At 61.9% G+C, this 12,578-nt stretch carries 8 protein-coding genes; 1 reads left to right on the top strand and 7 read right to left on the bottom strand.

Going from position 1 to position 12,578, the window contains the following annotated elements; translation table 11 throughout:
* Positions 1–199: 199 nt before the first annotated feature.
* The 4 genes from CUN63_RS03290 to pvdM all read right to left on the bottom strand — a co-directional run bounded on the left by CUN63_RS03290 (position 200) and on the right by pvdM (position 5,662).
* Entirely contained in the window at positions 200–1,849 is a 1,650-nt protein-coding gene (locus tag CUN63_RS03290) for a cyclic peptide export ABC transporter (RefSeq protein WP_129437163.1), read from the bottom strand.
* A gap of 216 nt (positions 1,850–2,065) precedes the next feature.
* Positions 2,066–2,944 (bottom strand): formylglycine-generating enzyme family protein, encoded by an 879-nt coding sequence (locus tag CUN63_RS03280; protein ID WP_129437161.1) that lies wholly within the window; start codon positions 2,942–2,944, stop codon positions 2,066–2,068.
* A 57-nt stretch (positions 2,945–3,001) separates the two neighbouring features.
* Positions 3,002–4,282: an aminotransferase class V-fold PLP-dependent enzyme gene (locus CUN63_RS03275; protein WP_129437160.1), complete on the bottom strand. Its 1,281-nt coding sequence runs from the start codon at positions 4,280–4,282 to the stop codon at positions 3,002–3,004.
* A 30-nt stretch (positions 4,283–4,312) separates the two neighbouring features.
* Positions 4,313–5,662, bottom strand: coding sequence for a pyoverdine-tailoring dipeptidase-like protein PvdM (gene pvdM, locus CUN63_RS03270; RefSeq protein ID WP_129437158.1), 1,350 nt, complete (start codon positions 5,660–5,662; stop codon positions 4,313–4,315).
* Positions 5,663–5,927: 265 nt separating this feature from the next.
* On the opposite strand from pvdM, the gene CUN63_RS03265 reads away from it, so the two are divergent.
* Positions 5,928–7,547 carry a PvdJ/PvdD/PvdP-like protein gene (locus CUN63_RS03265; RefSeq protein ID WP_129437156.1) on the top strand — a complete coding sequence of 540 codons (1,620 nt, stop codon included), beginning with the start codon at positions 5,928–5,930 and terminating at the stop codon, positions 7,545–7,547.
* Between the two features lie 133 nt (positions 7,548–7,680).
* Here the strand turns inward: CUN63_RS03265 and CUN63_RS03260 are convergent, their stop codons facing one another.
* Genes CUN63_RS03260 through CUN63_RS03250 form a run of 3 tightly spaced genes read right to left on the bottom strand, consistent with a single transcriptional unit; the run spans position 7,681 to position 12,229 of the window.
* A complete protein-coding gene (locus tag CUN63_RS03260) occupies positions 7,681–9,075 on the bottom strand; it encodes an efflux transporter outer membrane subunit (RefSeq protein WP_129437154.1) in 1,395 nt (464 codons plus the stop codon).
* 7 nt (positions 9,076–9,082) lie between these two features.
* Positions 9,083–11,056: a MacB family efflux pump subunit gene (locus CUN63_RS03255; RefSeq protein WP_129437152.1), complete on the bottom strand. Its 1,974-nt coding sequence runs from the start codon at positions 11,054–11,056 to the stop codon at positions 9,083–9,085.
* Positions 11,057–12,229: an efflux RND transporter periplasmic adaptor subunit gene (locus CUN63_RS03250; protein WP_129437150.1), complete on the bottom strand. Its 1,173-nt coding sequence runs from the start codon at positions 12,227–12,229 to the stop codon at positions 11,057–11,059.
* Positions 12,230–12,578 lie beyond the last annotated feature (349 nt).

The raw sequence follows: 12,578 nt of genomic DNA, 5'->3' as shown, positions 1-12,578 counted from the left end.
GCACGAACGTAAAACCGGAAAGAAACCGGGAAAATAAATTTCGAAGAAGTAAAAGTGCACAGAACCTGTGGGAGCGAGCTTGCTCCGGGCGGCGATCCGACGATGACGTTGGATCAGTCGCCATCAATGTTGGATGTGATGGCCCCATCGCGAGCAAGCTCGCTCCCACAGGTCCGCGCAAGCGGGTATGAAACGCCGATCAGGCAGGGGCCAGTTCGGTGACGACCCGTCCGCTTTCCATACGCACCAGTTGGTCCGCCACGTCGAAGTAACGGTCATCGTGGGAGATCACGATGATGGTCTTGCCCAGGAGCTTGAGGTCCGGCAGCAGCTCGGTGTAGAAGATCCGTCGGAAGGTCGGGTCCTGGTCGGCCGCCCATTCATCGAACACCAGCACTGGACGTTCCTCCAGCCAGGCATTGACCAGGGCCAGGCGTTTGCGCTGGCCGGTGGAGAGGTCGGTGGTGGTGAAGTTGCCGTCCTTGACGCTGACCTTGTGCGCGATCTCCAGCCGTTGCAGGTATTTGTTGGCGTCTTCGGGGATGTGCGTATCGCCCTGGACCACGTCGTCGAACAGGTAATAGTCGGCAAAAATCGTGGTGAACAACTGGCGATAGTCATCGCGGTTCTGCGCGTCGATCGCCTCGCCGTTGACGCGGATTTCGCCCTGTTGTGGTGTGTACAGGCCGAGCAGGAGTTTGATCAGCGTGGTCTTGCCGCAACCGTTCTCGCCGACAATAAAAGTGATGTCGCCTTGCTTGATCGTCAGGTTCACCGGCCCGAGCTGGAACGGTGCAGCACCTTCGGCAGCCGGGAAGCTGAAACGTACATCGGCCAGTTTCAGTTCGTGCACCGCTTGCTTGACGTTGCCTTTATCGCTGAGCAGCAGATGAGGTTCGGGGGTGGAAAACTGCTCCGACAGTTCGGCGATGCGGCGGAAGGCGATCTGCGCGCGGCTGACGATCGGCAAGGTGCTGATCAAATGCTCCAGCGGGCCTTTCATATAAAGCAGCACCAGCACGAAACCGCTCATCACGGTTTTGTCGGCGCTCGGCCAGAAGGTTTGCAGCGCGAGGGCCAGGCCGATGACCACGAAGAACAGCATCGAGCCGAAGGTCTTGGCAATCACGAACGTATTGATCGAACGCACCTGGGTGTTGCAGATGAACTCGGCCGTGGCCTTGATGCCCGAGACGAACATGCGCTGGCGGCGTGGGCGATGAATGCGCAATTCCTTGGCACCTTCGGCAATCGCGTTGTAGTGCTTTTGCAGTTCATCTTCGGCCTCTCGGGCGGCCATGAAACCCTGCACCCCTTTGCTCTGGGCGTAGGCCTGAATCGCTGTGCCGATCAGGATGGCGGCGACCATGATCAGGAACATCGGCCACGACAGAATGGCCAGGTAGCCCATGCAGCCCAAGGTCACGGTGACGGAAATGGCCAGCGGCGCGAAGGCGAAAGCGAAGTCGCTGATGGTGTCGACGTCGTGGGTCAGCACCGGGATCAGACGGTGGCTGCGATAGCGCTCGATCTGTTCGATCGGCGCCGACAGGACTTTCTCGCCCAGCTGTTTACGCAGTTTGGCGATGATGTGCTGGCCGACATAGTTGGTGCCGATGTCCGAGCAGATCGAACTGGCCAGTGCCAGCAGGCACAGGCCGGCGAACAGGGCGACGACGCCTTGGGTCAGGCCGGTGTCCGAATGCAGGGCGTTGTTGATGGTCGCCAGCAATACCGTGACGCTCAGGCCGCCGACCATGCCCAGGAAAATGGACGCGGCGACGATGAGCCGAAAGGGTTTCAACAGGGCGAACAATTCGCCGATGGCGCCACGGGTAGGCTGGGTCATGGAAGACAGTTCCTTGGGTCGTAAAGGCAGATACCCTGTAGAACGTCTGGTGGAAGGCTTAATTTAGAAGGGCGCCGACTGGCGGCGATCGCGACTCAAACACATGACCCTGTGGGAGCGAGCTTGCTCGCGATAGCGGACTGACAGTCGACATATCTATCGACAGTGATGCAGTCATCGCGAGCAAGCTCGCTCCCACAGGATTGGGGGTGTGTCTTAGAGATCGCGCACGATGCGGAACCCCATCCAGTCGCCGCGCTCTTGCGGGTACTGGCTGTTGCGGTTGCCGGAGCGCGAGAACACCGGCGCTTCGCCCCAGTCGTTACCGCGAATCCGCACGGCTTCGCATTTAGGCTCGACCCAGGCGCTGCCATCGGTGGGGGCACCGACGTAATCAGGGTGTTCGCAGTCCTCGACCCATTCGTAGACGTTGCCGTGCATGTCGTACATGCCAAAGGCGTTCGGTGGGTAGCTGCCCACTGGCGAGCTGAAGCTGTAACCGTCCGCCGGGCCATAGGTGTTGGCGTGTTTGCTGATGCTGTATTCCTTGCCCTCATCGAACGGGAAGGGGAACGGCCCTTTGCTGCCGCCACGCGCGGCATATTCGCGTTGGGCCTCGCTGACCATGCGGTACGTCTGCCCGGTTTTTTTCGACAGCCAGGCGACGTAGTTCTTCACGTCGTCGAAGTTCATGCACACCGCTGGCTGACGCGGACTTTGCGGATAGCGCGGCTTGCTGGCGACGCACTCGCGGCCCGGCCGGGTGTCGCCATTGGCGATGGTCACACCACTGTCGCGCACGTAGCTGTCCCATTCACCGGCGGTGACCTGGAAGCGGCTCATGGCGAACGGCTTGGCGAAGGTCACGTCATGCATCGGACCTTCATCGGGTTCGCGACCGACTTCATCGTCCGGTGTGCCCATGGTGAAGGTGCCGGCTGGCAGCACGACCATTTCCGGGCAGTCTCGGCAGTCCTTGAACACCTTGCCCGGTTGCGGGGCGGCGGCCGCCTGGGCGGTGGTCGACAGTAGACCGGCCATGAGGGCGGTCAGGGCGAGTGCCTTGAGCGGGCGGGGTAACAGATCACTGTTCATGCGTCATCTCGATTAAAGAAAAGCGGGGTGTCACGCTCGCTCCCACAGGGTTCAGCATCACGCGATCTTGCTCAGCAGCGCCATGAAACGGTCGATATCGTTTTCGGTGTTGAGCAGGCCGGGAGCGATGCGGATCACCGGGCCGACGTCGCGGTCCACCGAGTCGCAGACCACGCGGTTTTCCATCAGTTGGACGACGACTTTTTCGCAGTCGCGATCCTTGATCCGGAAGAAGGTAAAACCGGCCGACAGGTCCGGGCTCTTTGGCGTCACCAGTTCGATCTGCGGGTGCTCCAGCAAGCGGTTTTTTGCATAGGAATTGAGCGCGTGGATGCGCGCCTGCACCTCGGCCTTGCCCAGGTCCAGGTGCAGCTTGAAAGCTTCGTTCAGGGCCCAGCGATGTTCGAAGCTGTGATAGCCGCCGGGGGTCATGATGGTCGAGAAGGTGGTGGCTTCGGAGAACGTCGGGATAGTCGGCGTCACGTCCTTGAGCTCAGCCGAACGCGCGCAGATGATCCCGGTACCGCGCGGGCCGAACATCCATTTGTGCGTGCCGGCGATGAAGAAATCGCAGTGCATGTCGGGGAAGTCGAGGTCCTCGACGCCGAAGCCATGGACGCCGTCGACCACATACAGGATGCGGTCCTTTTTTGCGCGATTGCGGTTCTGCTCGTCCACCAGTTTGCCGATTTCGCCGATCGGCAGTTTGACGCCGCTGCCCGATTGCACCCACGTCATGCCGAGCACTCGGGTTTCGGGGCGAATGCCTTTGGCAATCGAGCCCAGCACTTCATCCACGGAAATGCTGTGACTGTTCTCGAACAGCTTGAGCTTGCGAACCTTGACGCCGTCCTTTTGCTGACGGTAAGCCAGGGCATAGTTCGTGGCGTAGTGTTCGTGTTCGCTGGTGAGGATTTCCTGGTCGGGGCGCACATGAATGCCGCCGTAGATCAGTGAAAGGCCTTCGGTGGTGCTGCCGGTGAGGGCGATCTGCTCGGGCTTGGCCTTTAGGTAACGGCCGGCCCAGACGCGCACTTCCTGCTCGCGTTTTTCGGTTTCCCCCAGGTCCCAGTCCATGGCCCGACCGGGGTTACGGTCGAGGTTGGCGCGGTGCAGGTCGATCGCATCACGCACCGGTCTTGCGTGTGAGGTCACCAGAAAGTTGGCGAAGTGCAGGTAATCCGGGTCCTGATTGAACATCTGGCGTAGTTGCGCCCATTTATCCTTCGCCAGCGGCGCCGGATTGGCGGCCAGCGCCGGCAGGTTCACGGCAGCGCCCAGGGGCAGGCCGGCCGCGAGAATGCCGGCCTGCTTGAGGAATGAACGACGGTTGGTCATGAGCAAGATTCGCTTTTGCCAAAGAGGGGATCAGTTTTTTGCCACAGGCTTGGAAGACTTCTGCACCTGGTCCCAGACCCGCAGGAAGTTGCCGCCCCAGAGCTTGGCGATATCGGCTTCGCCGTAGCCGCGACTGATCAGCTCGGCCGTTACGTTGCGTGCCTCGCTGACGTCTTTCCAGCCGTCCAGGCCGCCGCCATCGTTGAAATCGGAACTGATGCCGACGTGGTCGATGCCGATTTTCTTCACCGCGTAGTCGATCGCGTCGCCGTAGTCCTTGAGCGTGGCTTTGGGTTCCTCGTCGACGATGGCATAGAGCTGACTGGCGTACTCGCCGAAGCGTTGTTCGGACCAGACGGTGATCACCGGATCCCCCGGCATCAGCGCCATTTCCAGGCCTTGCAACGGTTGCAGGTCGAAGCGTGCGCGCAGGGCGTTGAGTTTGTCCTGGGTGGCCTGGCTGAGCGGGCGGATGTAGGTCGGGAAACCGACAATCTGCACCACGCCGCCGCTGTGCTTGATCAGCTGCATTTCCTGATCGCTGAGGTTGCGCGGGATGTCTACCACTCCGCGTGGTGCCGAGTGGGACGCGACCATCGGCGCACGGCTCAGCTGGGCAACTTGCTCCAGCGCCTTGGTCGACATCTGCGAAACGTCGATGATCACGCCGAGGTCGTTGAGGCGATGCACGGCCTGCTTGCCGATCTCCGAGAGGCCGCCAAGGGCGTCGCGGGAATCGTTGAAAAACGGCAACGGCCGGGATGAGTCAGCCCAGGCGTTGTTGCCCACGTAGCTGAAGCCGAACATGCGCATGCCGCGGGCTGCCCACTTGTCCAGGGCGTTCAGGTCGTTGCCCAGCGGATAGGCGTTGAGCATGCTCATGAAGATCGCGAACTTGCCTTCGCCATGCAGGCGGCGGAAATCGTCGGGGGTGTAGGCGATGGCGACCTGATTGGGGAAGTCGCGAACCATTGTGCTGATGATTTTGTAGCGGGTTTCCTGCTCGAACCGTGCTTCGTCGACGAAACCGGCGGTTGGGCGGTGCGGGGCGTTGGCGCCGTTCCAGATTTCCGGCCAGCCAAAGATCGTCAGCGCCACGCCGGACAAACGTCCGCGCCCGGTTTTGACCAGGTCGAATTGCCCGGTGCCGTCCTTGTCGGCTTCATTGCCGGCGGTACCAAAGTCCAGCGGGACGGTGACGTGGCTGTCGAAGGAGAGGATTCGCTCGTGCAGTTCATCGGCCTGTTTCATCACCTTGACCGGGTAGCCGGGATTGTCCTTGAACCAGTAATCCCAGGCCGCAAAGCCTGCACCGGCGCTGATCGCCAGGGCCAGCGGCAGGCCGATGTAAAGAGCTTTTTTCGAACGTGGTTTTGTCATTGCCGTCTCAGTCAGGTTCGCCGTCGAGGTGCAGGCACAGGGGGCCTTTGCTATCTGGGAAGAACGAGTGACCGACCAGGAAATTTAGATCTCCCCCGAAAAGATCGTCCGAACGCGGCCCGAACCTTCGGCAGCTCCTACATTGGGGCTGCGTACACCTGTAGCTGCCGAAGGCTGCGATCTTTTCGAGGCACCATAAATTTCGGAGGGCAACAAACGTTCTAGCTTGGATAAAGCCTGCTTCATGGCTGACACAGGTAGGGCAATGACGATTTCTCGACGATGGTTCATGGCAGGCCTGGCGCTGACCGGCGCCGCCGTGCCTGCGGCTTTTTATGGGCATCGTGAATGGACGAAACCGGATTCGACGATCACCCCCGGCGAAGCGTCATTCGATGTCGCGGATGTTGCTGGCCAGCACTTGGCGAACACCTTGCGCGGTGTCTGGCAGATTCGTTTCGAGGGGCCTGACGCCGGCATCGAAGGCCTGCCACGGGACGGGCTGGAGGTGTTTCTCGACATCGGTCACAAAGGTCGCGGCCTGAGCGGGTTCCTCGACACCGCCGAGCGTTTGCGCTCGAACGAAACGCCCCGTTACCGGGTACTCGGCGATCTGGCCGGCGCCAAACCGGCGCAATTGAGCTGGCGACTGCTCAGCGCCAGCGGCTCGGCGGATTATGAATTCAGCATGGCGATGGACGAAGTCTGGGCCGGTTTCGGCAACGCTGGCAGCGGCACTCTCAGTGGTCGGGTGGTGAATCTGGACCGTCCGTTAATGTTGACGGCCCAGGACAACCGCTTCATTGCCGTCAAGCGCGTGTTCCCCGAAGCTCGCGAGCGCAGCGGTCTCAATCCGACGTTGCTGGCCTGGCTGGTTTCGCCCGAGCATCGACTGTTTCACCAGCTCTGGCATGCCTCCCGGGACAAATGGCACACCCTGTCCGAAGACAAGCGCGGCGCCCTGCGTGGCATTGGCTGGCAGCCTGGCCCGCGGGACAAGGAGCGTGATGCCCGTGGCGCGCGCAAGGATCGTAACGGCTCAGGCGTGGATTTCTTCTTCATGCACCGGCACATGCTAGGCAAGGCGCGCTCCCTGCAGGACTTGCCGTCCTGGCAACACTTCCCATTGCCACAGCCGGAACTGGCGCGTGATCGCGTTGGGTTCGCCCGTTATTTCGACAACCACGACGGCACTGCGCTGCCGCCGACCTGGCTGGCCGACGACGATGCCGAATACTCGCAATGGGTCAGCGACATCAAGACCGCCGAGACCTACCACAGCAATTTCCAGGTCTGGGAATCGCAGTACCGCGATCCGCGTTATCTGTCGAAATTGACCCTGGGTCAGTTCGGTTCAGAGGTCGAATTGGGGCTGCACGACTGGCTGCACATGCGTTGGGCCTCGGTGCCGCGTGATCCATCCAATGGCCATCCCGTGCCGTTTGCCCGGGATCCGGCGGACTTTTCCGCACGCTGGTATGCGCCGGAAAACGACTTCCTCGGCGACCCGTTTTCGTCTCATGTAAACCCGGTGTTCTGGCATTTTCACGGCTGGATCGATGATCGACTGGAAGACTGGTTCCGCGCGCACGAGCGCTTTCATCCGGGGGAGGTCAGTCGGCTTGAGGTCAATGGCGTGGCGTGGTTTGCGCCTGGGCGTTGGGTCGAGATCGACGACCCGTGGCTCGGCCCGAGCACCCATGGTTGCAGTACTACGCCGGGGTTGCAGACTGGCAAATCGGTGGAGATGGACCCGGAAACCATGAAGCTGGCGTTGCGGATTACCTTTGGTGATGACGAGAAGAAACTGGCGGATCTGTTCCGCAAGGTGCCGCAGCGGCCTTGGTATGCGCGGCATTTGAAGGCTAAACAAAGTCCGGTTTGATTACCGAGTAATCGTTAAATCGCGAGCAAGCTCGCTCCCACACTGATCTCCAGCGGACACAGAATTTGTATTCGGCGCTGATCAAATGTGGGAGCGAGCTTGCTCGCGATGGCGGATTCACTGGCGGCGCAAATTACAACGCCTGCCACCCTCCGCCGAGCGCTTTGTACAACGCAATACTCGCCTGCAACCGCGACAACCGCAGCTGCACATTCAAATCCTGCGCCGCATACAGCGTGCGCTGTGTCTCCAGCACCGTCAGCAAGTCCTCGGCACCGGCCTGGTAACGGCTTTGCGCAATGTTGAAGGCCGTTTGCGCCTGGTTCAGCTCTTCACCTTGCCACTGCCGCTGTTCGTCCAGACCGCGAATGCTGTTCAACGCTTTTTCCACATCGGCGAAGCCATTGATGATCGCCCCGCGATACGTCTCCAGCAGTTCTTCCTGACGGGCCGTGGCCTTGTCGCGCTCGGCGCTCAGGCGACCATTGTTGAAGACCGGTGCGAGCAGGCCGGCGGTGAGGTTGTAGAAGGGGTTGCGCAGGACGTCGGCGGCGCGGTCGGCACCGGAGCCTATTTCTGCGCTGAGGGTCACAGCCGGCAGCATGGCGGCACGGGCGACGGTGACGTCGGCTTGTGCGGCGGCCAATTGCGCTTCGGCGCGGGCGATGTCCGGGCGACGACTGATCAGCTCGCTGGGCAGGCCAGCGCCAATGGTTGGCCATGCCAGTTGATCAAAGCGTTCCTGACCCAAAGACAACTCCTGCACCGGCCGGCCGAGCAGTGCGGCAAGGCTGATCTGTGCGTCCTGAGCCTGTTGCTGCACCAGTGGCAATTGCCGCTGTTGCGCGGCGACCAGGCTCTTCTGCTGCGCCAGTTCCAGCGCGGTTGCCGAGCCTGAGTCAAAACGCGTCTGCACCAGTTTCAAAACATTCTGCGCGTTCGCCAGGTTCAGTTCGGCGATGCGACTTTGCTCACGCAACGACAAGCTTTGCGCGTAGCTGTTGGCCACGCCGCTGAGCAGCGTCAGCTCCACCGTTGCCTGATCGAATTCGCTGGCCTGCAAGCCTAATTGCGCACTGTCGCGGGAGGCGCGTTGGCCGCCCCAGAAGTCGACTTCGTAAGTGGCGCTGAGGTTGGCGTTAAAGTAATCGACGGCCTTGTTATCGCCGTCGGCATTGAGCTGGCTGTAGCCGTTGCCGCGCAATAGTTTCTGCCGATTGGCGTTCAGGCCGGCCTTGACCTCCGGCAGCAGCGTGCCGCCGGCAATCACCGTGTCGGCCTGAGCCTGGCGCACCCGAGCGATGGCGGCGGCCAGGTCGTAACTGCCGACCCGCGCCTGTTCGATCAGGCGATCAAGCTCCGGGCTGCCGAACTGCGTCCACCATTGCAGGTTGCTGCGAGTAGCGCTTTGAGTGTGTGGCGATTGCCAGGCAGCGGGCGGCTGGAGGCCGCTGTCCGGGCGCTGGGCGGGACTGCCGCACGCGCCGAGCAACAGGCAAAGGGTCAGCAGGCTGAGTTGCGGCTTCATAGATCGATCATTCACTGGTAAGGGCCGTGACCGGGTCGAGTCGGGCAGCTTTGCGGGCCGGCATGAAGCCGAAGACAACACCGGTGACCAGAGCGCAGCCGAAGGCGCCGAGCACCGCTATCAAGGAGAACGCGACGGCGACTTCGCTGAGGATCAGCACGCCGCCGACGATCATCGCCAAGGCGATCCCGGCAAGCCCGCCGACCACCGAGAGCATCACCGCTTCGGTGAGGAACTGGCGCAGGATGTCCCGTTGGCGGGCGCCAGTGGCCATGCGGATGCCGATCTCCCGAGTCCGTTCGCGCACGGTCATGAGCATGATGTTCATCACACCGATCCCGCCCACCAGCAACGAAATCGCGGCAATCGAGCCGAGCATCAGCGACAGCGTATTTTGCGTGCGTGCTTCAGCCTGGATCATCGCCGCGTTGTTGGTCAGTTCGAAATCCTTTTTGCCGTTGTGCAGTCGCAGCATCAACTGCTCGATGGCTTTTTCCGTCTCTTTGACCTTGCGCGCATCGGCGGCGGCGATGGCCACGTATTCGGGGTTGTGGGTGCCGAACAGCCGCACGCTGGCAGCGGAATAGGGGATAGCGATGCGGTCGTCGCTGTCGGAGTCGCCGGAGCTGGCGCCTTTTTCGGCAAGCACGCCGACCACCTGGAACGGCACGTTCTCGATCAGGATGTACTGGCCGATCGGGTTGGCGACGTCCTTGAGCAACTTGGTCCGCACCTTGTGGCCGATCACCGCGACTGCCGCCGCGTTGCGTTCATCTTCCTGGGTGAAGTAGCGGCCTTCCACCACCGGCCAGTTGAAAATCGCCGGGAAATTGGTGTCGTTGCCGCCGACGTAACTCAAATGGTCGAGATTGCCGAAACGCACCCCGGCCTCCTGGCCATTGACCGGCATGATCCGTGTCACTTGCGGCAGGCTTCCCACCGCCGCAACGTCATCCAGGGTGACGATGCCCAGCGGCGTTCGCGGGTTTGGCGACGAGCCGCTGAGGTAAATGATGTTGGAGCCGAACGCGCCCATTTGCGCCATCACCTGGCGCTTGCTGCCTTCACCGACGGCCAGCATCACCACCACCGACGCGACGCCGATGATGATCCCGAGCAACGTCAGTGCGGTGCGAAAGCGGTTGATCCACATCACCCGCCACGCGGCTTGCACTGCATCGACCAGTTCGCCTTTCCAGGCGCCAGTGGCTTCGGCGCCTTCGGTCAGGCGCTTGCGCAGATCCACCGCTTGCAGCGCGCCAGGGTTGGCTGAAGTTTGTGCCTCAGGGTTGTCGCGGGCGCTGTCGCTGATGATCAGCCCGTCGCGAATTTCGATGATGCGTTTGGCCCGGGCCGCCACTTCGCGGTCGTGGGTAATGAGGATCACCACGTGGCCCTGGCTTGCCAGTTCGTCGAGCAGGGTCATGACCTCGGCACCGCTGTGGCTGTCGAGGGCGCCGGTGGGTTCGTCGGCGAGGATGATGTGGCCGCCGTTCATCAAGGCGCGGGCGATGGACACCCGTTGTTGCTGGCCGCCGGAGAGCTGGTGCGGACGATTGCCGGTGCGCGAGGCCAGACCGAGGCGGTCGAGCAGGGCGGCGGCGCGGGCGTGGCGTTCGGCGGCCGGCAAGCCTGCGTAGATGGCCGGCATCTCGACGTTTTCCTGGGCCGAACCGGACGGGATCAGGTGATAACCCTGGAACACAAAGCCAAAGGCTTCGCGGCGCAGCCAGGCCAGTTCGTCGCTGTCGAGTGCGGCGACGTTTTCCCCGGCGAAACGGTATTCGCCCGAGGTCGGGCGGTCGAGGCAGCCGAGGATGTTCATCAGCGTCGACTTGCCGGAGCCGGAGGCACCGACGATCGCCACGAACTCCCCGGCATGAATCGACAGGTCGATGCCGCGCAACACGTGAACTTCCGGTGAGTCGCCGCCGCCGTAGGCTTTGCGGATGTCCTGCAGGTCGATCAGGGGCGTCAGCATTCAGCCGCCACTCCCGTCGGTCGGGCCGATCAGCAGGTGATCGCCTTCCTGCAAGCCGTCGAGGATCTGCACCCGCAGGCGATCGCTGATGCCGGTGCGTACGTCGCGTTGCTCGATGCGGCCGTTTTTGGCGACGACTTGTGCCGTCTGGTTGTCCGCTCCAGTGCCGGCTTGCAGGGCTGCGATGGGCGCGGTGAGGACGTTTTTCGCCTGCTCGGCGACGAAGAAGACTTGCGTGGTCATTTCCGCCATCAGCGCGTTGTCGGCGTTGTCGACGTCCAGCAATACGGTGTACAGCACCACGCGAGCGCTGCCGCTTTTGCTCGAACTGGCCGGGCTGCCGCCGCCCTGGCTGCTCTGGTCCAGCGGCTTGGGCGGTACCGGCAATATTTGCCGCACGGTGCTGTTCCAGCGACGGTTGCCACCGCTGAGGGTGGTGAACCAGGCCGTCATCCCGGGTTTGACGTGACCGATGTCGGCTTCCGACACCTCGGCCCAGACGGTCATCGGCGACAACTTGGCGATGCGCAGAATCAGTGGCGTTTGTTGCTGGGCGTTGAGGGTCTGGCCGACCCGGGCGTCGAGTGCAACGACGGTTCCGCTCATGGGCGCATAGATTCGGGTGTAACCCAGCTCCGCCTGATCGCTGCGCAGGCTGGCCTGGGCCTGGCGGATCTGCGCCTGGAACATGTCGATACGGGCCTGGGTGGCGCGCAGTTCGGCCTCGGCGGTCTGCACGTCTTCTTCGCGGGTGGCGCCACCGGCCTTGAGGTTCTGCTGGCGCTGGAATTTCTGCCGGGCGAGGTCGTGCTGCGCCCGTTGTTCCTGCAGCTGCGCGTTGAGGTTTTCGATGGAGAAACGCCCGGCGTCGAGTTTGGCCTGTTGCGTGGCCGGATCGATCTCCACCAGCAACTGGCCTTCCTTGACCACATCGCCGACTTCCACGTGGATCTTGTGGATCTGCCCGGATGCCTGGGCACCGACGTCGACATAGCGTCGAGGTTGCAGGGTACCCAGCGCGGTGACGCTGCTTTCGATGTCGGCGCGGGTGACCTGAACGGTGGCGAACTGGTCGCGGCCGGGCGGGATGATCTGCCAGGCGGCCACGGCGATAACGGGGATCAGACAAAGTGCTACAAGCAGGGCGCGTCGGGTCTGTCGGGGACGTTTCATGCAGGGTTCCGGCCAATGGATATCGGCCCGTCGCTCAAAGGGACGGGGAGCTGTCCTGTAAACGATGAAGGCAGCGTGGAATTTAGCCGCAGACATATGGCGTAACACCTGTGTAGGAGCTGTCGAGTGCAACGAGGCTGCGATCTTTTGATCTTGTTTTTAAAAGCAAGAACAAAAGATCGCAGCCTCGTTGCACTCGACAGCTCCTACAGGTGAAGGGGTGTGCAGGTGCTCGAGCAGGACTATTTGTCAGGCAAGGTGAAGCAATACTTTAAATCTATATGAGAATTACTATAAATTACGCGCCTCGAACTGCCACTATCGTGCCACTGCCTATTTCGGCGGTCGC

Origin of the sequence: Pseudomonas sp. ACM7, assembly GCF_004136015.1 — a bacterium.
In the GTDB taxonomy this organism is placed as follows: domain Bacteria; phylum Pseudomonadota; class Gammaproteobacteria; order Pseudomonadales; family Pseudomonadaceae; genus Aquipseudomonas; species Aquipseudomonas frigoris.
The sequence above is the reverse complement of the archived record's forward strand: the minus strand, read 5'-3'. Positions and strand labels throughout refer to the sequence as shown.

What these genes read in the sequence shown, in the direction of transcription:
- CUN63_RS03290 (WP_129437163.1), bottom strand. Translation starts at nt 1,849, where the DNA reads ATGACCCAGCCTACCCGTGGCGCCATCGGCGAATTGTTCGCCCTGTTG.
- CUN63_RS03280 (WP_129437161.1), bottom strand. Translation starts at nt 2,944, where the DNA reads ATGAACAGTGATCTGTTACCCCGCCCGCTCAAGGCACTCGCCCTGACC.
- CUN63_RS03275 (WP_129437160.1), bottom strand. Translation starts at nt 4,282, where the DNA reads ATGACCAACCGTCGTTCATTCCTCAAGCAGGCCGGCATTCTCGCGGCC.
- pvdM (WP_129437158.1), bottom strand. Translation starts at nt 5,662, where the DNA reads ATGACAAAACCACGTTCGAAAAAAGCTCTTTACATCGGCCTGCCGCTG.
- CUN63_RS03265 (WP_129437156.1), top strand. Translation starts at nt 5,928, where the DNA reads ATGACGATTTCTCGACGATGGTTCATGGCAGGCCTGGCGCTGACCGGC.
- CUN63_RS03260 (WP_129437154.1), bottom strand. Translation starts at nt 9,075, where the DNA reads ATGAAGCCGCAACTCAGCCTGCTGACCCTTTGCCTGTTGCTCGGCGCG.
- CUN63_RS03255 (WP_129437152.1), bottom strand. Translation starts at nt 11,056, where the DNA reads ATGCTGACGCCCCTGATCGACCTGCAGGACATCCGCAAAGCCTACGGC.
- CUN63_RS03250 (WP_129437150.1), bottom strand. Translation starts at nt 12,229, where the DNA reads ATGAAACGTCCCCGACAGACCCGACGCGCCCTGCTTGTAGCACTTTGT.